15 protein-coding genes and 1 riboswitch are annotated in these 20,510 nt (G+C 72.3%); of the genes, 9 read left to right on the top strand and 6 right to left on the bottom strand.

All coding sequences use genetic code 11. From position 1 onward, the window contains the following. The 3 genes from ACZ67T_RS22780 to glgB form a co-directional block, all read left to right on the top strand. Positions 1 to 213, top strand: a 213-nt coding sequence (locus tag ACZ67T_RS22780; protein WP_469986390.1) for an alpha-glucosidase C-terminal domain-containing protein, incomplete at its 5' end; no start/stop codon positions are given. Positions 214 to 268: 55 nt separating this feature from the next. Beyond that, positions 269 to 1,639, top strand: coding sequence for a maltokinase N-terminal cap-like domain-containing protein (locus tag ACZ67T_RS22775; RefSeq protein ID WP_469986388.1), 1,371 nt, complete (start codon positions 269 to 271; stop codon positions 1,637 to 1,639). A gap of 102 nt (positions 1,640 to 1,741) precedes the next feature. After that, complete coding sequence (glgB, locus tag ACZ67T_RS22770; RefSeq protein WP_469986427.1) at positions 1,742 to 3,967, top strand: 1,4-alpha-glucan branching enzyme; 2,226 nt, start codon at positions 1,742 to 1,744, stop codon at positions 3,965 to 3,967. A 275-nt stretch (positions 3,968 to 4,242) separates the two neighbouring features. Here the strand turns inward: glgB and ACZ67T_RS22765 are convergent, their stop codons facing one another. From ACZ67T_RS22765 to ACZ67T_RS22755, 3 genes are all read right to left on the bottom strand, one after another. Beyond that, positions 4,243 to 4,962: a FadR/GntR family transcriptional regulator gene (locus ACZ67T_RS22765; RefSeq protein WP_469986386.1), complete on the bottom strand. Its 720-nt coding sequence runs from the start codon at positions 4,960 to 4,962 to the stop codon at positions 4,243 to 4,245. A gap of 112 nt (positions 4,963 to 5,074) precedes the next feature. Further along, on the bottom strand, positions 5,075 to 6,031 hold the full coding sequence (locus ACZ67T_RS22760) for a dihydrodipicolinate synthase family protein (RefSeq protein WP_469986384.1): 957 nt from the start codon (positions 6,029 to 6,031) through the stop codon (positions 5,075 to 5,077). A gap of 9 nt (positions 6,032 to 6,040) precedes the next feature. Continuing rightward, complete coding sequence (locus ACZ67T_RS22755) at positions 6,041 to 7,789, bottom strand: IlvD/Edd family dehydratase (protein ID WP_469986383.1); 1,749 nt, start codon at positions 7,787 to 7,789, stop codon at positions 6,041 to 6,043. A 153-nt stretch (positions 7,790 to 7,942) separates the two neighbouring features. On the opposite strand from ACZ67T_RS22755, the gene ACZ67T_RS22750 reads away from it, so the two are divergent. Further along, positions 7,943 to 9,265 (top strand): MFS transporter, encoded by a 1,323-nt coding sequence (locus tag ACZ67T_RS22750; protein ID WP_469986381.1) that lies wholly within the window; start codon positions 7,943 to 7,945, stop codon positions 9,263 to 9,265. Between the two features lie 64 nt (positions 9,266 to 9,329). Here the strand turns inward: ACZ67T_RS22750 and ACZ67T_RS22745 are convergent, their stop codons facing one another. After that, entirely contained in the window at positions 9,330 to 10,475 is a 1,146-nt protein-coding gene (locus tag ACZ67T_RS22745; RefSeq protein ID WP_469986379.1) for a serine hydrolase domain-containing protein, read from the bottom strand. Between the two features lie 209 nt (positions 10,476 to 10,684). Beyond that, a riboswitch (TPP riboswitch) is annotated at positions 10,685 to 10,779 on the top strand. On the opposite strand from ACZ67T_RS22745, the gene ACZ67T_RS22740 reads away from it, so the two are divergent. The 5 genes from ACZ67T_RS22740 to ACZ67T_RS22720 all read left to right on the top strand — a co-directional run bounded on the left by ACZ67T_RS22740 (position 10,772) and on the right by ACZ67T_RS22720 (position 17,689). Next, positions 10,772 to 12,211 carry a purine-cytosine permease family protein gene (locus ACZ67T_RS22740; RefSeq protein ID WP_469986378.1) on the top strand — a complete coding sequence of 480 codons (1,440 nt, stop codon included), beginning with the start codon at positions 10,772 to 10,774 and terminating at the stop codon, positions 12,209 to 12,211. Its footprint overlaps the riboswitch before it by 8 nt. A gap of 2 nt (positions 12,212 to 12,213) precedes the next feature. Beyond that, a complete protein-coding gene (gene thiD / locus ACZ67T_RS22735; RefSeq protein ID WP_469986426.1) occupies positions 12,214 to 13,053 on the top strand; it encodes a bifunctional hydroxymethylpyrimidine kinase/phosphomethylpyrimidine kinase in 840 nt (279 codons plus the stop codon). A 98-nt stretch (positions 13,054 to 13,151) separates the two neighbouring features. Next, on the top strand, positions 13,152 to 15,110 hold the full coding sequence (locus ACZ67T_RS22730; protein ID WP_469986376.1) for a potassium channel family protein: 1,959 nt from the start codon (positions 13,152 to 13,154) through the stop codon (positions 15,108 to 15,110). A 195-nt stretch (positions 15,111 to 15,305) separates the two neighbouring features. After that, complete coding sequence (locus ACZ67T_RS22725) at positions 15,306 to 16,448, top strand: serine/threonine-protein kinase (RefSeq protein ID WP_469986374.1); 1,143 nt, start codon at positions 15,306 to 15,308, stop codon at positions 16,446 to 16,448. Positions 16,449 to 16,525: 77 nt separating this feature from the next. Then, positions 16,526 to 17,689 (top strand): ADP-ribosylglycohydrolase family protein, encoded by a 1,164-nt coding sequence (locus ACZ67T_RS22720; RefSeq protein ID WP_469986373.1) that lies wholly within the window; start codon positions 16,526 to 16,528, stop codon positions 17,687 to 17,689. On the opposite strand, the gene nhaA is transcribed toward ACZ67T_RS22720, so the two are convergent. Together nhaA and ACZ67T_RS22710 are read right to left on the bottom strand one after the other, a co-directional pair. Next, complete coding sequence (gene nhaA, locus ACZ67T_RS22715; protein WP_469986372.1) at positions 17,683 to 19,584, bottom strand: Na+/H+ antiporter NhaA; 1,902 nt, start codon at positions 19,582 to 19,584, stop codon at positions 17,683 to 17,685. The genes ACZ67T_RS22720 and nhaA overlap by 7 nt on opposite strands. Positions 19,585 to 19,790: 206 nt before the next feature. After that, entirely contained in the window at positions 19,791 to 20,468 is a 678-nt protein-coding gene (locus ACZ67T_RS22710) for a TetR/AcrR family transcriptional regulator (RefSeq protein WP_469986371.1), read from the bottom strand. Positions 20,469 to 20,510 lie beyond the last annotated feature (42 nt).

Here is a 20,510-nt window from a genome sequence, read left to right as displayed (position 1 = left end):
GGGGACGACCTCGTCCTGTGCGTGCACAACTTCTCGCGCTTCGCCCAGCCCACCGAACTCGACCTCCAGGCCTTCGACGGCCGCCACCCCGTCGAGCTCATCGGCGGCGTGCGCTTCCCCGCCATCGGCCGGCTCCCGTACCTGCTGACCCTCGCGGGCCACGGCTTCTACTGGTTCCGGCTCCGCAAGGAAGCCGTCAGCACCACGTGGTGACCGGCGGCCCCACGCCCCTGGGTCCGTCTGTCCGCCCTCGAAAGGAGTCGTCGCCATGCCCAAGGCCGCACTGCAGAGTCCGACCGGCGTCAGCCCCTCTCTGCTGCTGAACTCACTCGCCGGTCTGCTGCACGAATGGCTGCCGCGGCAGCGCTGGTTCGCGGGGAAGGGCCGGCCCGTCACCGGGCTGACCCTGGCCTCGATGACCGAGCTGCACCCGGGCTGCCTGCACCTGCTGGTGCGAGCCGAGCACGCCGCGCAGGCGACCCGCTCCGGCCCGGGCACACCCCCGGCCGACAATCTCTACCAACTCCTGCTCGGCGTAAGGGAGATGCTGCCGCCCTCGCTCGCGCCGGCCTTCATCGGCCGCGCGACCGAGGGCCCGCTGACCGGCCTCATGGTGTACGACGCCCTCCAGGAGCCCCGGTCGGCCGGGCTGCTCCTTGAGCGGCTGCGCCACCCCGGCGCGGCGGGCCCCCTGCGCTTCGAACGCGACCCGCAGGTCACCGTGCCCGCCGGACTCACGCCACGCGTCCTCGACGCCGAACAGTCCAACACGTCGCTGGTGTACGGGGATTCGTACATCCTGAAGGTCTTCCGGCGCGTCCAGGCCGGCGTCAACCCGGATCTGGAGGTGCCGCAGGCGCTCGCCCGGCAGGGCTGCACCCGTGTGCCGGGACCTGTGGCCTGGTTCCGCACCTCGCAGCCCCAGCAGGCGACACTCGGTGTCCTGCAGCCGTTCCTGCCCGACGCGGACGACGGCTGGACCCTCGCGCTGCGGTCCCTCTCCTCCGGCAGGGACTTCACCGACGAGGCGTACGAACTGGGGCGGGCGACCGCCGAGATCCATCTCGCGCTGACCGCGGCGTTCCCGGTCGACGCCCCTGTGCCGCACCGCAACCGGCACCTCGCGGAGGCGATGACCGAACGCCTCGAATCCACGGCCCGTTCCGTGCCCGCGGTGCTTCCGCACGCGCCGGGGCTGCGGTCCGCGTTCGACGCGTTCGCGCTCGTCGACTCGGCGCGGCCCGCGCAGCGGATCCACGGCGACCTCCATCTGGGGCAGGTCCTGTGGTCGGGGCAGCAGTGGTTCGTCATCGACTTCGAGGGCGAGCCGGCCCGTCCGCTCGCCGAACGCCGCCACACCCAGTCCCCCGTACGCGATGTGGCGGGCATGCTCCGCTCCTTCGACTACGCGGCCCGCACCCGTCTGCCCTGGCGGCCCGAGTGGTCGCTGCGCTGCCGGGACTCCTACTGCGCCGGCTACGCGGCCGAGTCGAAGTCGGACCCGCGCGAGGAACCCGACCTGCTCCGCGCCTTCGAGACGGACCGGGCCCTTTACGAAGTGCTCTACGAGGCGCGGCACCGGCCCGACTGGCTGCCCGTGCCGATGGCGGCGATCAGCCGCCTCGCCGAACCCCGCTGAACCAGGCGGCGGCAACCCCGCCGTCCGCCGATAGAACTCGCTCACCCCCGAGGAGACTGAACCGTGGCAGCTCGCAAGACCTCAGCCCCCAAGGCCGTCGGCCTGTCCGACAAGCCCGGCCCCGGTCGCCTCAAACTCCTGCCCGCCCCCGTCCTGGACGGGGCGGACCGTGGACGCCTGCTGTGGGGTGAGCATCACGACCCGCACTCCCTGCTCGGCGCTCACCCGGTGGACGGCGGTGTCGCGTTCCGGGTGCTGCGGCCTTACGCCCAGGCCGTCGCCGTGTCGGTCAAGGGCGGGCGCGTGGAGCTCCGTGACGAGGGTGACGGTCTCTTCACCGGGGTGCTGCCGCTCGACGCGATTCCCGCGTACACGCTGCTCGTGACGTACGACGGGGACGAGCGGGAGGTACATGACCCTTATCGCTTCCTGCCCGCGCTCGGGGAGTTCGACCTGCATCTGATCGGCGAGGGGCGGCACGAGGAGCTGTGGACCGCTCTGGGCGCCCAGCCGATGACGCACGAAGGGGTCGCGGGCACCCGGTTCACGGTGTGGGCGCCGAACGCGCGGGGCGTACGCGTCTGCGGGGACTTCTGCGCCTGGGACGGCACCGCTTTCCCGATGCGGTCGCTCGGCTCGTCGGGCGTGTGGGAGCTGTTCCTGCCGGGCATCGGCGAGGGAGCACTGTACAAGTTCGACATCACGCGCCCCGACGGTTCGCACACCGTGCGCGCGGACCCTCTGGCCAGGCGCACCGAGGTACCGCCCGCGACCGCGTCCGTCGTGACGGAGTCGTCCCACACGTGGGGGGACTCCGCGTGGATGAAGAAGCGCGGGCAGCGCCCGGTGCACGAGGCGCCCTTCTCGGTGTACGAGGTCCATCTGCCCTCCTGGCGCCCGGGCACGAACTACCGCGAACTCGCCGACCAGCTCGCCACCTACGTGAGTGATCTCGGCTTCACCCACGTCGAGTTCATGCCGGTGGCCGAGCACCCCTTCGGCGGGTCGTGGGGCTACCAGGTCAGCGGCTTCTACGCCCCGACGTCCCGCATGGGCTCCCCCGACGAGTTCCGCCACCTCGTCGACACCCTGCACCAGGCCGGCATCGGCGTGATCATGGACTGGGTGCCGGCCCACTTCCCGAAGGACGACTGGGCGCTGGCGGGCTTCGACGGCACCGCCCTGTACGAGCCGCAGGACCCGCGCCGCGCCGAGCACCCGGACTGGGGCACCCTCGAGTTCGACTACGGCCGCAAGGAGGTCCGCAACTTCCTGGTCGCCAACGCCGTGTACTGGTGCGAGGAGTTCCACATCGACGGCCTGCGCGTCGACGCCGTCGCCTCCATGCTCTACCTCGACTACTCGCGCGAGGAAGGCCAGTGGTCGCCGAACGGGGACGGCGGCCGCGAGAACCTCGACGCCGTGGCCTTCCTCCAGGAGATGAACGCGACGGTGTACCGCCGCTGCCCCGGCGTCGTGACGATCGCCGAGGAGTCGACCGCGTGGGACGGCGTCACGCGGCCGACCCACCACGTCGGCCCGGACGGTTTCGGTGGCCTCGGCTTCGGCCTGAAGTGGAACATGGGCTGGAGCCACGACTCCCTGCAGTACATCGTGCACGAGCCCGTGCACCGCAAGTACCACCACAACGAGCTGACGTTCTCGATGGTGTACGCCTACAGCGAGAACTATCTGCTTCCCCTCTCGCACGACGAAGTGGTGCACGGCAAGCGTGCCCTCGTGTCGAAGATGCCCGGCGACTGGTGGCAGCGGCGAGCCGACCATCGCGCGTACCTCGGCTTCATGTGGGCCCACCCGGGCAAGCAACTCCTGTTCATGGGGCAGGAGTTCGCGCAGGGCGCCGAGTGGTCGGAAGGGCACGGCCCGGACTGGTGGCTCCTCGACCCGGCCTACGACGCCGAGCCGGACCACCGCGGGGTCCTCGACCTGGTGCGCGACCTCAACCACGAGTACGCGGCCACGCCCGCCCTCTGGGAACAGGACACCACGCCCGCGGGGTTCTCGTGGATCACCGCGGACGCGGCCGACGACAACGTCCTCGCGTTCCTGCGGTTCGCGGCGGACGGCGCGCCCCTGCTGGCGGTGTGCAACTTCTCCCCGGCGGTCCGCGAGAACTACCGTCTCGGTGTGCCGGACTCGGTCCCCGGCTGGTTCGAAGTCCTCAACACGGACGCGGCGAGATACGGCGGCAGCGACGTCGTCAATGCCGGCGTCCTGAAGCCGGACCCTCAGCCGAGCCACGGCCGGCCCGTCTCGCTCCAGCTGACCGTGCCGCCGCTGGCGACGGTGTGGCTGCGGCCGGCCTGAGGACCGTCGAGACTCACTCGAAGGCCGCCGCCCCCCGCAGGGCGGCGGCCCCGGCCGCCGGGGGTCGGGCACGGCCGACCCTGGGCGGCAGCTCACGGACCTGGGTCTCCCCGTGTGACGGACCCTGCCGAGTCGCTCGTGCACCGGCCGGCAGCACTGCGGCACCACGATGCCTGGTCGGCCGGTCGCACCACGCCTGCCGCCCGGTGTCCTGCCCCCGTCCCCACGGGCACGAGGCCCGGAAGGCGGTCAAGGGGACTCGTTGCGCCTCCCCCTCAGACCCCGTACCCGCACGACCCGCCCGCCAGCAGGTCTTCGACCTCGCTGTGGGCGGCGTCGACGATGGCCGTCACTGCCACCGCCGCTTCGGCCGAACGGCCCGCGGCCACCGCTTCGGCCACCTCCTGGTGGCGGCGCACGGCAGCCATGTCGATGTCGTGCGGCATCAGGGAAAGCTCGCGACGGGCCACGAGGAGTTCCTCCGTCACCTCCGCGAGCTGGGCGAACATGCCGTTGCCCGATGCGCCGAGCAGCGCTCGGTGGAAAGCCGCGTCCGCCTCGACGAAGCCGGCTCTGTCGCCGGCCAGGGCCGCGCTCGCCATGGCACGGGCGTGCTCCGACAGTGACTGCCGGGCCTGCGTGTCACCGCGCGCCGCGGCGAGGGCCGCCGCGGACGGCTCCACCGCGGCGCGCAGCTCCGCCAGTTCGCGCAGCTGGACCTCGCGCCGGGGCGAGGCGAGGCGCCAGCGGATGACCTGGGGGTCGTAGAGGTTCCACTCGGGCATCGGGCGGACCGTGATGCCGATGCGCGGGCGGCTGGTCACCGCCCGCTTGGACTCGAGCACTCGGACGGCCTCGCGCGCGACCGTGCGCGAGACGCCGTACCGCTCCTGGACATCCTCCAGGCGCAGGACCTCTCCGGCGCGGATCTCGTCCGCCGCGAGGGACAGGCCGATCCGGTCGACCACCTGCCCGTGCAGGCCCTGAAGTTCCACGCCACTCCCTGTGTCGTCGTGTGCATCGTGTGCCGGTGATCCCGTCCGGTGCGTTGTCGATTGTCACACCTCCGGTGGGAATCGGAGCACCGGGTGTGGCGTGCCCGCGGCATCACCGGAGCAGCTCAGGCACCGTCTCGGCGAACTCGGCGCAGAACCGGTCGATCATGGCGGTCTCCTCACTGTCCAGGGTGTGCCCGGGTGCCCGGCAGTGCGCGGAGCCGAACCAGCCGCGACGGACGGAGATCTCCTTCTCGGCCGCGACGATCAGCTCGACGCCCTGCATCCAGTAGGAGAGGTACGGCGTCATACGGGTGTGCAGGGCGACGGCGCCGCTCTCGTCGCCGCGCTCCCAGCGGTGCCACAGCTCCACGTACAACTCCGTGAAGGAGCAGCCCGGCTGGACGCCGATCGCGCCGCGGCGCAGGGCGTCGGGGAGCTGGAGACCGGCGTAGCCGACGAGGGCGGGCAGCGGGCGTTCGCCCTGAGCGAGTGCCGCGATGAGGCGTCCGGGCGGGGCCGACTCGACCTTCACCCAGCGGAGGTTGGGGTGTTCCGCGGCGAGGGTGTGCAGGGTGGGTGCGTCCAGCGCGGTGCCTGTCTGGGCGGGGGCGTACTGGACGACGACGGGCAGCGGGTCGACGGCGGCGAGCACCGCCCGTACATGGGTGAGTACGGCGTCCCGTGAGGGGCCGAGGAAGTGCGGCGGCAGGACGTTGACCGCGTCGGCCCCGCGCTCGGCGGCGTCGACGGCCTGGGCGACGGCGTGCCGGGTGGCATGGTCGGGGACGGACACGATCGCGGCGACGTCCGAGCGGCCGCGCGTGCGCTCCAGGAGAAGGCCGGTGAGCAGGTCCCGCTCCCCCGCGTCGAGCTTGTGGAACTCGCTCGCGAAGCCCGGGAACATCACGGAGCCGACGCCGGTGGCGAGGACGCGGTCGACGACCGTGGCGAAGCCGTCGGGGTCGAGCGCGCCGTCGTCGTGGAAAGGGACTTCGAGTACGGGAGATACGCCCCGGACGAGGGTGTCGACGTCCTTCGTCGGCCTCTGTGCTTCTTTCTCGCTCATGACGGGTCCTCAGAACGCCTGGCGGGGCGGGGCGGAGTCGCTGGCGCCGACCAGGAAGTCGAGGTCCACGCCGGTGTCGGCCTGGGTGACGTGCTGGGTGTAGAGGTAGGTCCAGCCGCGGTCGGCGGGCGGTGCCGGCGGCTGCCACTCGCCGCGGCGCCGCTCCAGTTCGGCGTCCTCGACCAGTACGTCGAGGCGCCGCGCGGGCACGTCGAGGCATACGTCGTCCCCGGTGCGCACGAGGGCGAGCGGGCCGCCGACCGCGGCCTCGGGCGCGACGTGCAGGACACAGGTGCCGAAGGCGGTGCCGGACATGCGGGCGTCGGAGATGCGGACCATGTCGCGCACGCCGGCGTCCAGGAGCTTCTTCGGGAGCTGAAGGTTGCCGACCTCGGGCATACCGGGGTAGCCCTTGGGGCCGGTGTTGCGGACGATGAGGACGGTGTCGGCGGTGACGTCCAGGTCGGGGTCCTCTGCGACGGCGAGGTAGTCCTCGAGGGAGTCGAAGACGAGCGCCGGCCCGGTGTGGCTGAGCAGCTTCGGGTCGGCGGCCGACTGCTTGATGACGGCGCCGTTCGGGGCGAGGTTGCCCCGCAGGACGGCGGTGCCGGTGCCGGCCGGCTGCACCGGGCGGTCCATCGGGCGGATCACCTCCCGGTCGTGGACCTGCGCGCCCTCGCAGTTGTCGACGAGGCCGCGTCCGGTGACGGTGACCGTGTCGCGGTGGAGCCGGTCGCGCAGGTCGTTGACGAGTGCGGGCAGTCCGCCGGCGTACGCGAACTCCTCCATGAGGAAGCGCCCCGACGGCATCAGGTCGATGAGCAGCGGGAGTTCGGCGCCGAGACGGTCGAAGTCGTCGAGGGCGAGCGGCACACCGAGGCGGCCCGCGATGGCGAGGAGGTGGACGACGGCGTTGGTGGAGCCGCCGATGGCCGCGTTGATCCGGACGGCGTTCTCGAAGGCGGCGCGCGTCATGATGCGCCCCGGGGTGAGGTCGCTGCCGGCGAGTGCGACGGCACGTGCGCCGGTCTCCTCGGCGAGGGTGCCGCGGCGTGCGTCGACCGCGGGCAGGCCCGAGCCGCCGGGGAGCATCATGCCGAGGGCCTCGGTCAGGCACGCCATGGTGGAGGCGGTGCCCATCGTCATGCAGTGACCGGCGCTGCGGTTGAGGGAGCTCTCGAACTCGGTGAACTCCTCCTGGGTGATGGTCCCGGCCCGCAGTTCCTCGGTCATGCGCCAGATGTCCGTGCCGGAGCCGACGTTGCGGCCCTGGAAGCGCCCGTTGAGCATCGGGCCGCCGGTGAAGACGATCGCGGGCACGCCCGCGCTCGCGGCGCCCATGAGGGCGGCGGGGGTGGTCTTGTCGCAGCCGGTGAGCAGGACGACGGCGTCCAGGGGGTTGGCCCGTATCTGTTCCTCGATCTCCATCGCGGCGAGGTTGCGGTAGAGCATCGAGGTGGGGCGCAGGAACGGCTCGCCCAGGGACATGGCGGGAAATTCGAGGGGGAAGCCGTCGGCCTGGAGGACGCCGCGCTTCACGGCCTCCGCGATGAGCTGGAGGTGGCCGTTGCAGGGCGTCAGTTCGGAGAAGGTGTTGCAGATGCCGATGACCGGGCGACCGTCGAAGTTGTGACCGCCGCGCCCCGCCGCGCGCAGATGGTGGCGGGAGATGAAGCCGTTCTTGCCGCCGTCGCCGAACCAGGCGCGGGAGCGCAGCGGCGCCTGACTGTCGGCGTGCGTGGGTTCGAGCGCGGCCATGTGTGGTCCTTCCGGTGCGATGCCGGGGCCGTGACCGCGGCCGTGATCAAGCCGTGTCCGACGCACCCCTTCAATGGTGCTATCAAATCACGATACGGTCCCGGCGTGTCCAGAGGATCAACGCGGATCCGGCACGAACGACGTGGGAGAGCCGTGGAATCGACAGTCATGAAGGCGGTGACCTGGCGGCTGATGCCGTTCCTGGTCCTGCTGTATCTGGTGGCGTACATAGACCGGTCCAACGTCGGCTTCGCCAAGCTGACGCTCCAGGACCAACTCGGTCTGTCGAACGCCGCGTTCACCTTCGGCCAGGTCGCGTTCTTCATCGCGTACGCGATCTTCGAGGTACCCAGCAACGTCTACCTCGACCGCTTCGGCGCGCGCCGCTGGTTCACCCGCATCATGCTCAGCTGGGGCGTGGTGACCGTACTGACGGCGCTGGTCAGCAACGACTGGCAGTTCTACGCCGCACGCTTCCTGCTCGGCGTCGCCGAGGCCGGCTTCTATCCGGGAGTCCTCTACTACCTCACCAAGTGGTACCCGTACCGCTACCGGGCGCGCATGACCGGCTGGTTCATGATGTCCGCACCGCTCGCGTTCATCATCGGAAACCCCGTGATGGGCGCGCTCGACGACCTCGACGGCACGTTCGGGCTCGAGGGCTGGCAGTGGATCTTCATCGCGACGGGCGTGCCCGCGATCGTGCTCGGCTTCGTCACCCTGCGGCTCCTGCCCGACGGTCCCGAAGGTGTGCGCTGGCTGGCCGCCGACGAGCGGGCCTGGATCGCCGGTGAACTCGACGCCGAGGCCGACGCGCTGGGCGAGCGGGGACACGGCAGTCCGCTGCGCGCGCTGCGCGACCGGCGCGTACTCCTGCTGTCGCTCTTCTACCTGTGCTTCCCGCTGGGCGCCTACGGGCTGAGCTTCTGGCTGCCGACGATCGTCGACGGCTTCGGCGGCCTCTCGACGACGGCCACCGGCTTCATCACCGCCATCCCGTACGTCTTCGTGGCCATCGGCCTGTACGTCGTGCCGAAGCTCGCCGACCGCAGCGGCACCCGCTATCCGTGGATCGCGGGCACCGCCGCCGTCGGCGCCCTCGGTCTCGCGGCCAGCGCCCTGACCGGCAACCATGTACTGCAGATGGCCTTCATCAGCCTTGCGGCGATGTGCATCTTCGCGGGGCAGCCGGTGCTGTGGTCGCTCCCCTCACGGTTCCTGACGGGCATTCAGGCAGCGTCCGGCATCGCGGTGATCAACGCCGTCGGCAACCTGGGCGGCGGCTTCGGGCCGATGGGAATCGGCGTGGTCGTCGATCGCACGGGGTCGGCCGTGGGCGGGCTGTGGTTCCTGGTCGCCGCCATGGCCATCGCGGCGGTCGCCACACCGGGGATCCGGCGGCTCGTCGAGGGCGGGCCCGTGATCGCCCACGCGCCCGACACGTCGGCGACGGCTCAGGGGCGCACTAAGGTCTGAACGCGGTGAAGGCCACGGGACGTGGTGGGGCGACCGGCCGCCCCCAACCCCCACCGCGACGGCATCACGCGCCGAGGCACTCGCGCACAGCCGTGACCAGCCGGTTGGCGCGGGCGTCTCCGTGACCGATCATCCGGTTGGCCACATAGGCGAAGCCGACCCCGAACTCGTCGTCACCGAAGGCGAATTGGCCTCCGGCGCCGTCGTTGCCCAAGCTGCGGTCGCCGAGCATCGGGCGGAAGGACGGCGAGTCGAGCAGGAAGCCCGAGCCCCAGCGCGCTCCGGCGTCGAAGCCGAGCCAGCCCTCGCCGGAGGACAACTCGCGCAGCGCGTCGCTCACCGTCGCCTCGGTGAGCAGCCGTTCGCGGCCCTCGATTCCGGTGACGGCCGCCGCGTAGAGCCCGGCGAGTCCGCTCGCGGAGCCGACGGCGCCGGCGCCGGGGAGTTCCATGGCGTGCAGCGCGGGGTCGTTCCAGCCGTGCGGCTCGTCGAGACCCGGGAAGGCCAGGGCGCCGTTCATCGTCACGATGCGCGTGAGCAGATGCTCGGGCCCGGGCATCCCGGGCCGCCCCTCGGCCTCGACGAGCCGGGCCACATGTTCCGCCTCGTCGGCGGGCAGGCCGATCCAGGCGCGCAGCCCGAGCGGGTCACCGACCGCACGGCGGAAGTACGCGCCCGGGGTGAGGCCCGTGATCCGCCGGATCACCTCGCCGACGAGGAATCCGAAGACATGGCCGTGGTACTCGAACGCGGTGCCGGGCTCCCACAGAGGCTTGTGCTCCTCGATCGCGCGGATCACCGGCGTCCAGCCGGCGATCTCCTCGAAGGACAGCACCCGGTCGAGGGCGGGGACGCCTGCGCGGTGCCCGAGCACCATCCGCGTGGAAATGGCCTCCTTGCCCTGCTGTGCGAACTCGGGCCAGTACCGGCTCACCGGGACGTCGAGATCCAGCCGGCCCTCCTGGGCGAGGAGGTGTGCACTCAGGCTCACCAGTCCCTTGGCGACCGAGAAGACGGGGACGGCGGTGTCCTGTTCCCAGGCGCGCCCGGTCCGCTCGTCCGCGACGCCGCCCCACAGCTCGACGACCTTCCGTCCGCCGGCGAACACCGCGACGGCGGCGCCGAGTTCGGGGAACTCCGCGAAGTTCCGCGCGAACGCATCGGCGACAGCTCCGAACCGTTCATCGGCCCCACCGTGACGCTGCTTCATCGTCTCCCGTCCTCCGCGTGTCCCTGGGGTCGCGGAGCCGCCGATCACATGTGCCCGAACCGTCCGCGATCTTCGAATCGGTCACGCTACGGGGGTACGCCGCACACCTCGAACGAATTACGCGCGGCGGGGTGCGCGCCGTCCACGCAGCGGACGCCGACCCCTCCCCCGGGGTTGCCTCCTCGAACAGGGAAGCTACCCTTGCCGACGTACCGGACACGGGGTGCCCCGCACGAGGGCTGAGATCACACCCGTCGAACCTGAACCAGTTAGCACTGGCGGAGGGATGTCAGCCAATGTCGTTGCCCCATGCCCCGAGCAGCACCGGGACCACCGGACCGCGCTCCGTCTTCGACGGGCGGATGCCCGCGGCGCCCGGTGACCTGCGGGTCGAGGCGCGCGGGATCGCGCCGGTCCCCGAGAGCCACCGCTACGGCGGCGCCGGGCGCCTGTTCACCGTGTGGTTCGCCCCGAACCTGACCATGACCGGCGTCTTCACCGGCACCGTCGGCATCGCACTCGGCCTGGACTTCGTCACCGCCCTGGCCGCCGTCGTCATCGGCACCCTCGTCGGCGCCGTGCCCACCGCGTATCTCGGTACGTGGGGCAGCGCGACCGGCGCGGGGCAGCTCCCGCTGGCGCGGCTCGCGTTCGGCCGCGCCGTCGCGGTGCCCGGCGTCCTGCAGTGGCTGTCGTCGGTCGCCTGGGACGCGCTGATCGGCCTCTTCGGCGGTGACGCGCTCGCCCGGCTGTGCGGCTGGCCGTTCTGGGTCGGCGTACTCGTGATGATGCTGGCGCAGGGCGCGCTGGGTGTGCTCGGCTACGAGGCCGTCCACCGGCTCCAGAAGCTGATGACCTTCGTCCTGGCCGCCGCCTTCGTGGTCCTGGCCGTCAAGCTTCTCGACGGTGTCCATCCGGTCACCGACGGGGCCGCGCACGGCGCCGACCGATTCGGCGCGTTCGTCCTGACCAGCACCATCGCGCTCAGCCTGTCCCTGTCCTGGGCCCCCTACGCCAGCGACTTCAGCCGCTACCTTCCGGCGGCCACATCCCGTAAGCGCATGTTCTGGTTCACGCTCCTCGGCGTCACCGTCTCCTTCGTCGCTGTCCAGGCGCTCGGGCTGTGGGGCGCCTCCGTCTTCACCGACCAGACCGCGCGCGGTGTCGACGAGCTGCTCGGCGGCGGTGTTCTCGGCTCCTTCGGGCTGCTCGCCGTGGCGCTGGCGGCCCTGTGCAGCAACGCCATGAACGACTACAGCGGCTCGCTGGCCCTGCAGACCGTCGGCGTCCGGATCCCCCGGCCGCTCGCGGCGGCGCTCGCCGCGGTGCTCGGCTTCCCGCTGGTGCTGTGGATGCACGCCGCCGACACCGCGGCCCGCTTCCAGAACGTGCTGCTGTTCGTCGGCTACTGGATCCCGGGATTCGTCGCTGTCGTGGCCGTCGACTGGTTCGCGCGCGCCGGGGCCCGGGGCGGCGCGCCGGTCGACCTGGCCGCCGAGTCCGCCCGGCCGCAGCCCTGGTGGCCCGGGCTCCTCGCCTTCGTCGCCGCGTTCGCCGCGGCGGTCCCGTTCATGGACAGCGGCCTGTACGTGGGCCCGGTCGCAAAGGCCCTGCACGGCGCCGACCTCGCGTACTACGTGGCCTTCGTCGCCGCACTCGTCGTGTATGCGCCCCTGAGGCTGCGCCGCCCGACCCCTGACACCCACGCCGCACCGCACCAGGAGGCCCGCACATGACCATGCCCGCGAGCACCGGGCGCGGCGCGCCGCCCCGCGTCCTGACCGTCGCCGGTTCGGACTCGGGCGGTGGCGCCGGGATCCAGGCCGACCTCAAGACGATGCTGGCGCTCGGTGCCCACGGCATGAGCGTCCTGACGGCCGTCACCGCGCAGAATTCCCTCGGGGTCCAAGGCGCGTGGGAACTGCCCGTCGACGCGGTGCGCACGCAGTACCGCAGCGTCGTGGACGACATCGGCGTCCAGGCGGTCAAGACCGGGATGCTCTCGTCGCCGGTCCTCGTCGAGGCGGTGGCCGAACTGCTCGCCGGCACGGACGCCCCCGTGGTCGTGGACCCGGTGAGCGTCTCCAAGCACGGCGATCCGCTGCTCGCCGAGGACGCGTTGGACGCCGTACGCACGAAGCTGCTGCCGGTCGCGACGGTGGCCACGCCGAATCTGGACGAGGTGGCGCAGCTGACCGGCCTCGCCGTCACGGACGACGACGGCATGCGCCGGGCCGCGGCACGGCTCCTGTCGTTCGGCCCGCGCTGGGTGGTCGTCAAGGGCGGTCATCTGCCAGGGGCGGCCGTGGACCTGCTCACCGACGGCACGGAGGAGCACTGGCTGCGCGCTCCGCGCCACGACAACCGGCACACGCACGGCACGGGTTGCACCCTGGCGTCGGCCGTCGCCGTGGGCCTCGCCCATGGCCTGCCCGTGCCGGAGTCCGTCCGCTTGGCGAAGGAGTACGTCACGGGGGCGATCGCCGCCGGGTTCGCACTGGGGTCGGGCATCGGCCCGGTGGACCATGGGTGGCGCCTGCCGGGCGACCGGTCCGGGGCCACGGGGCATACGGACTGAGAGACGCCGGGTCCACCTGACACCCGCCCGACACGCCCACCCGCACACAATCGGGGGCCGATGTGCGTCCCGGCACTCCCGTCCACTTGACTGTTGCCATGACCACCCTGCCCCGCCAGCCTCAACAGGCCCCGCCGACCGGCCACATGATCGTGTGCGGTGGTGACGCGCTGGCCGAGCGGCTCGCCGCCGAACTGCGCGCCGTGTACGGCGAGCGGGTCACCGTCGTGGTGCCCTCCGTACGCGTCACCAGGCAGGGCGCCGGGCCGGCCGGACGACCACGGGCGGCCGCTCTGCTCTCGCGGATGCAGGCCGTCATGAGCCGTACCGTGTCCCCCGTGGCCGGCGACAGCGTTCCGCCGCCGCGGGTCATGGAGGCGCCGGAACTCGACGAGTTGGCGCTGGCCGAGGCCGGTGTCGCCGACGCCGCCGCGCTGGCCCTCGTACACGGCGACGACGAGACCAACATCCGGGCCGCCCTGGCCGCCCGCCGTCTCAACCCCCAGCTGCGCCTGGTCATCCGGCTCTACAACCGCAAGCTCGGCCAGCACCTGGAACACCTCCTCGATCAGGCCGCCGTGCTCTCCGCTCCCGGCCTCGACCCCGAGGCACTGGACACCACGACGACCGTTCTGTCCGACGCCGACACCGCGGCACCGGCTCTCGCGGCCACCGCCGTCGCCGGTACCAGCAAGGTCGTCCAGGCCGACGGGCTCCTGCTGCGCGCCGTGGAGCGCACCCCGCCGGGCCGGGGCGAGGTCGCCGACCCCGGCCTGTGCACCCTCGCCCTGCTGTCCGCGACCGCCAACGACCCCGCGGGCGCCGAGGGTTCGGACGTGGGCGGCGCGGAGGGCCCGCTGCTGCTGCCCGACGAACGCACGGTCGCCGCCGCGACCGGGCGTGGCACGGTGGTCCTCGAGGCCGTCTCCCCCACGGTCGCCACTCCCAACGGCCGTGCCGGCAGCCGCCGTATGCCCCTCGGCTCGCTGTTCTCGCGCCGGCTGCGCTGGTCGCTCGCCGGTCTCGTCACGAGCGTCCTCGGCCTGGCGATCGCCTCCTGGGCCACCACCGGCGACCACCCGCTGCACGCCGGATACCTCACGCTCCTCGACCTGTTCGCCATCGACGACCCGGCCCTCGGGGAGCCGCTCGCCCGTCAGCTCCTCCAACTCCTCACGGGGCTCGCCGGACTGCTCCTTCTGCCCGTGCTCATCGCGGCCGTGCTCGAAGCGCTCGGCACCTTCCGTACGGCATCGGCCCTGCGCCGCCCGCCGCGCGGCCTGTCCGGCCACGTCGTGCTTCTCGGCCTCGGCAAGATCGGCACCCGGGTTCTGGCCCGACTGCGTGAACTCGGCATCCCCGTCGTCTGCGTGGAGGAGGACCCCGAGGCGCGCGGCGTCGCCCTCGCCCGCCGCCTGCGTGTTCCGACCGTCATCGGCGACGTCACCCAGGAAGGCGTCCTGGAGGCCGCCAAGGTGCACCGCGCCCACGCCCTGCTCGCCCTCACCAGCAGTGACATCACCAACCTGGAGGCCGCGCTGCACGCGCGGTCGGTCAAGCCCGATCTGCGGGTGGCGCTGCGCCTGTTCGACGACGGTTTCGCGACCGCCGTCTACCGCACGCTCCGCTCCGCACATCCCCGGGCCCTGACCCGCAGCCGGAGCGTCTCCACGCTCGCCGCGCCCGCCTTCGCGGGCGCCATGATGGGCCGCCAGATCCTCGGCGCCATCCCCGTCGAGCGCAGCGTGCTGCTCTTCGCCGCCCTCGATGTGGCGGGACATCCGATGCTCGACGGCCGGACCGTCGCCGACTCGTTCCGGGCCGGTGCCTGGCGTGTGATCGCGCTCGACGCGACGGCGCCGGGCGAGCGGCGCCCCGACCTGGCCGCGTCCCCCGGCGACGACGGCCCCGACCGTCCCACGGGTCTCGTGTGGGACCTTCACCCCGGGTACGTGCTGCGGTCCGAGGACCGCGTGGTGCTCGCCGCGACGCGTCAGGGCCTGGCCGAACTCCTGCGGCACGGCCCCTTGGCCCGTACTCGTGCAGGCGACGCCTAGGAAGCACGGTGCCGGGTGTGATCACCACCTCTCACCTTCTGTACGAGCCACCCGGCGAAGTGTGATCATCGGCTCTCCGCGCGCCTTATCCTTGATCCGCCACACCCCTCCCGCTCGTCCTCGCGCTCGCGCGGGGCGAAGTACGTTCCGTGGCAACCAATTTGACGGGGCTGTCTTTCAAGGGTGGTGCGCAGGTTGTTGCTGGCGGATCGGTACCGGTTGCACAAGGCGATAGGCCGCGGCGGCATGGGCGAGGTGTGGCAGGCGACCGACGAGATGCTCGGCCGGCCCGTGGCCGTGAAGCTGCTCCTCGCGCAGGACGCGGATCCGTCCGCGGCGGCCAGGTTCCGCATGGAGGCGCAGACCTCGGCGTCGCTCAGCCATCCGCACGTGGTGGGTGTCTACGACTTCGGCTCCTGGGAGCAGCGCTTCTACCTCGTCATGGAACTCGTCGAGGGCGGCAGTCTGGCCCACGAGACCGCGGGCGGCGCGCGGCTGACGCCGGAGCGTGTGGCCGACATCGCGACCGGTGCGGCAGCCGGTCTCGCGGCCGCCCACCGCCAGGGCGTGGTGCACCGGGACATCAAGCCGGGCAATCTGCTGCTCACCCCCGACGGCACGGTCAAGCTCGGCGACTTCGGCATCGCCCGCTTCCTGGACGATCCCGCCGCCGGGCTCACCACCACCGGGCAGATCGTCGGCACCGGCCTGTATCTGGCGCCCGAGCGCGCCCTCGGCAAGAACGCGGGCCCGCCGTCCGACGTGTACTCGCTGGGCTGCGTGCTCTATCAACTCCTCACCGGAAACCCGCCGTTCCGCGCCGACACCGCGACCGGCCTGCTCTACCAGCACGTGGACGCCGCGCCCGTGGCCCCGGGACGCCTCGGCATCCGGCTGCCCCCGTCGTTCGAGAACTATCTGCTTGGCCTGCTGGCCAAGCAGCCGGAGGACCGGCCGACGGCCCAGGAGGTCACGGACTGGTTCCGTACGGGTGCCTGGCAGGGCCGTCCCGAACCTCTCCCGGAGCCCGTGCCGATGGCCCCTGCGCCCGTGTCCGCTCCCCACTTCCAGACCTCCCCGGAGATCCGGACCACGTCCACGACCTACCAGCTGCCGTCGTCCGGCCGGGCGGCACGCCGCGGGGCGGCACGGCGCGGGGCGGCACGGCGCGGCGGCGTCCTGGAGGCGGCGAGACGCAGACCGAGAATCATCGGGGCCGTCGCCGCTGCCGCCCTCTTCGTCGCGTCCCTGCTGATCGGCATGGCGTGGTTCGCCCCCGACGACAGTGCCGCGAACGCGCCGACGGGTGCCCCTTCGCCGTCCGCGTCCGCGCACTGACGGGGCGCCTGTCCCGGCAGATCACGCTGCGGCAATGATGGGTGCGACGCCTTCGACCGACCACCATGGAGCTCACCGTGCACACCCGATCCTGGGCCGATCTCGCCGTCCACCGCAGCCGGGTACGCGGTTGCCTCCTCGGCGGAGCGATCGGTGACGCGCTCGGGTACCCCGTCGAGTTCCTCTCCCTCGACGCCATCCGCGCCACCCACGGCACGGCCGGGGTCACCGGCCTGGTGCCCGACGCCGACGGTGTGACCGGCCGGGTCAGCGACGACACCCAGATGACGCTGTTCACCGCCGAGGGGCATCTGCGGGGGTACTGCCGCACCCGGGACCGGGGCATCGGCGGCGCCGAGGCGGCCATCGTGCACGACGCGTACCTGCGGTGGCTGGAGACGCAGAACCACCCCGGGCCACTGCCCGAGGAGGACCTGCGCCACCGCCTCGGGTGGCTGCGGCACGAGCCCTGGCTGTACGCGCGCCGCGCCCCCGGCAACGCCTGCCTGAGCGGCGTCGAGGCGGGATTCACCCCCGATCCGTACGGGAAGCCCACCGGTGAGCCGGGGCCGGTGAACCCGGACTCCAAGGGCTGCGGCGCCGTGATGCGCTCCGCGCCCTTCGGCCTGACGGACCTGGGCGCCCGCCGGTCGTTCGAACTCGCTGCCCAGTGCGCCCAGATCACGCACGGACACCCCACCGGCTATCTCGCCTCCGGTGCGTTCGCCGCCCTCATCAGCCACCTCGTCGACGGCGAGTCCCTGGAGGGCGCGGTGCTGCGCACCCTGAGGCTGCTCGCCGGTTACCGGGGCCACGAGGAGACCACGGCCGCGCTGAGCCGGGCCGTCGCGCTCGCCGAGGAGGAGGGCGAGGCGACCCCTCAGAGGGTCGAGACGCTCGGCGCCGGATGGGTCGCGGAGGAGGCCCTCGCCATCGGGGTGTACGCGGCGATGGCACGCACCCGTCCGCAGACCTTCCACGTCGGCAAGCAGGGCACCGTGTGCGACCCGAAGCCGCCGCGCACCCCGATCGAGGCCGCGTTCCTGCTCTCGGTCAACCACTCGGGCGACAGTGACTCCACGGGCTCCCTGTGCGGCAACATCCTCGGCGCGCTGCACGGTGACGTACACCTCCCGCACCAGTGGCTGACGGAGGTCGAGGGACGTACCGCCGTCGCCCGGCTCGGCGACGACATCGCGGCCGAGATCCGGCCGGGCGAGAAGCGGCCCTGGATCTACTGACGCCGCTGCCCGCGCCTGCCGGCCAGCACCGCCCGCTCCTTCGCCGCGCGCACCGACGCCGACAGCCCGCCGATGTCGTACGCCCCGTGGTGGCGCCGTCCGTTGACGAAGAACGTGGGGGTGCCCGAGACGCCGCTGAGGTCGGCCGACTCGAGGTCCTCGGACACCCGCCCCACTCCGCTGTGCGCCCGCAGGTTCTTGTGGAACCGTTCGGTGTCCAGGCCGAGTTCACTCGCGTACTTGAGGAGGTCGGCGGCCCGCAGCGCGTCCTGGTGGGTGAACAGCAGGTCGTGCATCTCCCAGTACGCGCCCTGCTCCCCGGCCGCCTCGGCCGCCTCGGCGGCGAGCTGCGCGTGCGGGTGCACGTCGTTCAGGGGCAGGTGGCGCCAGACGTAGCGGATGTCGCCGAAGCCGGCGAGGAGTTCCCGCACGACGGGTTCGGCCTGTCCGCAGTACGGGCACTCGAAGTCGCCGTACTCGACGACCGTCACGGGCGCGTGCCGCGGTCCGCGCACGTGGTCGCGGTCCGGGTCGACCGGTACGGCCAGGTCCACGATGCCTTCGGCCGTTCCGAGGAGGGCCCTCATCCGGGCCGGGCGGGGCAGGACTCCGATGACCCAGGAGACCAGCCAGGTCATCAGGAACGCGCCGACGACCGCGCTGAGGATGCCGATCTTCGCCTCGGCCAGTCGGTCGCCGTCGAACGCGAGGGTGGCGATGAGCAGGGCCACCGTGAATCCGACGCCCGCGATGGTTCCCCCGGCCGTGGTGGCGCCCCAGCCGACGGACGGGCGCAGCCGGCCGCGGCTGAGCCGGGTCGTCAGCCAGGCCGAGCCGACGATGCCGAGCGGCTTGCCCAGGACGTAGCCGCAGAGGATGCCGAGGGTGATCGGCGAGGCGAACGCGCGGGCCAGTTCGCCGCCGCTGAGCTCGATGCCGGCGTTGGCAAGGGCGAACAGCGGCACGATCACATAGCTGGTCCACGGGTGGTAGAGGCGCTGCAGCCGCTCGTTGGGGGACAGGGCCGACGCGAGGCCCCGGCGGACCGAGGCCTCCAGTTCGGGGGTCGGCTGCTCGCGGAAGAGCCGGAACAGGCCGCTCGCCCGCTCCAGCGCGGTACGGCTGGCCGGGTACGCGAAGGTCAGCAGCCCCATGGCCAGGCCGATCACGACGGGGTCCACCCCCGACTCCAGCAGCGCCACCCAGACCGCGCCGGCCATGAGCACGTACACCCAGCCGCGCCGGGTTCCGGTGGCCCGTACCAGCAGGATCACGCCGAACAGGCCGAGTGCCACGAGCAGGGCGGGAACGTCGATGTCGCCGCTGTAGGCGACAGCGATGATGATCAGCGCCACGAAGTCGTCGACGACGGCCACGGTCAGGATGAAGATACGCAGCCCGCCGGGCAGCCGGTTGCCGAGCAGGGCCAGCATGCCGAGGGCGAAGGCCGTGTCGGTCGACATCGCGGCGCCCCAGCCGTGAGCCGTGCTCTGCCCCGCGTTGAAGGCCAGGTAGACGGCGACGGGGACGACCATGCCGCTGAGTCCCGCGACGAGGGGCAGGGTGACGCGCCGGCGTTCGCGGAGCTCCCCCATGTCGAACTCGCGCCGCGCCTCCAGGCCGACGACGAAGAAGAAGAACGCCATCAGGCCGCTGTTGACCCACTCCCGCAGGTCCAGCGACACCCCGGCGGACCCGATACGGACGGAGAAGTGCGTCCCCCAGAATGCCTCGTACGTGCCGGCTCCGAGGTTCACCCAGGCCAGTGCCGCGAGCGCGGCGACGAGCAGCACGAAGGCGCTGCCGGTCTCGGTGCGCAGGAAGTCGCGCAGCGGTGTGTGCAGCTCTTCGCCGCTCGTCGTCTGCCCGTCGAACCCCGAGCTCATCGGCGGCATTCCCGTCTCTCGATGGCCCGCGCGGACCTGGCCGGCGGCTGCTCGGGCGAGCGCCCGAGCGCGGTGAGACGGTAGTGGACGCGCGGCGGCATGGTGGCTTCGACACGGCGTACGGCCCTCGCGGGCGAGTGCGGGAAGAGGGGCCACGACATGTCCGGGCACCGACCGGGAAGCCGAACGCGGCGGCGGAACCGCCCCTCCGTTGCCTACCTGGCGTTCCTGTCGAGCTTGAGGGCGTTGGCCCAGAGCGCGGTGGACGTCTCGACGAGCTCGTCGAGCGTGTCGTCCTCACCGAGTCCGTACGCGTAGTAGGCCATGCGGCTCACCATGCCCGAGAGCGCCCGCGCCGCCATGAGCGGGTCGAGGTCGCGGTCCGCGAGCCCGCGGTCCTGCAGGTCCTTGATGGCGCGCGCGTTGCGGTCGGCGAACGCGCGGCTCCGGCGCCGGCGCACCTCCCGGAACCCGGAGTCACCGGCCGCGACCTGGTCGAGGATCAGCATGAGCTTCGCGTTGCGCTTGTACGCCTCGAAGTAGGCCCGGTTGCTGGCCTCGATCACGCCGACGGGCGAGCTGTCCTCGGGGTCCAGGCGCGGCATGCCCGGGTGCAGCATGTCGTCCTGCGCGACTTCGAGCACGGCCTGGAAGATCTCCTCCTTGCCGGCGAAGTACGTGTAGAAGCTGCCGGTCGAGCAGGCGGCCTCGGCGGTGATGTCGGTGAGGCGCGAGTCCAGAAAGCCGTCGCGTTCGAACACGACGCGGGCCGCTGCCACGAGCGCGGCGCGGGTCCGGGCGCCGCGCGCGGTGGCGGGGAGTTCACGCAGCGCGGAGGTGTCCGCGAGCGAGGGGATGTCCTCCCCGTCCGATGCCTGGCCGCGGGTGGTCATGTCGTGGGGCCTTCCTGTGCTGACTTCTGCTGCTCTCGTGTG

This window comes from Streptomyces sp. NPDC107517 (genome assembly GCF_055582645.1).
This window is presented reverse-complemented; position numbering and strand designations above follow the sequence as displayed.

What these genes read in the sequence shown, in the direction of transcription:
- ACZ67T_RS22775 (WP_469986388.1), top strand. Translation starts at nt 269, where the DNA reads ATGCCCAAGGCCGCACTGCAGAGTCCGACCGGCGTCAGCCCCTCTCTG.
- ACZ67T_RS22760 (WP_469986384.1), bottom strand. Translation starts at nt 6,031, where the DNA reads ATGAGCGAGAAAGAAGCACAGAGGCCGACGAAGGACGTCGACACCCTC.
- ACZ67T_RS22755 (WP_469986383.1), bottom strand. Translation starts at nt 7,789, where the DNA reads ATGGCCGCGCTCGAACCCACGCACGCCGACAGTCAGGCGCCGCTGCGC.
- ACZ67T_RS22745 (WP_469986379.1), bottom strand. Translation starts at nt 10,475, where the DNA reads ATGAAGCAGCGTCACGGTGGGGCCGATGAACGGTTCGGAGCTGTCGCC.
- ACZ67T_RS22740 (WP_469986378.1), top strand. Translation starts at nt 10,772, where the DNA reads ATGTCGTTGCCCCATGCCCCGAGCAGCACCGGGACCACCGGACCGCGC.
- thiD (WP_469986426.1), top strand. Translation starts at nt 12,214, where the DNA reads ATGCCCGCGAGCACCGGGCGCGGCGCGCCGCCCCGCGTCCTGACCGTC.
- ACZ67T_RS22730 (WP_469986376.1), top strand. Translation starts at nt 13,152, where the DNA reads ATGACCACCCTGCCCCGCCAGCCTCAACAGGCCCCGCCGACCGGCCAC.
- nhaA (WP_469986372.1), bottom strand. Translation starts at nt 19,584, where the DNA reads ATGCCGCCGATGAGCTCGGGGTTCGACGGGCAGACGACGAGCGGCGAA.
- ACZ67T_RS22710 (WP_469986371.1), bottom strand. Translation starts at nt 20,468, where the DNA reads ATGACCACCCGCGGCCAGGCATCGGACGGGGAGGACATCCCCTCGCTC.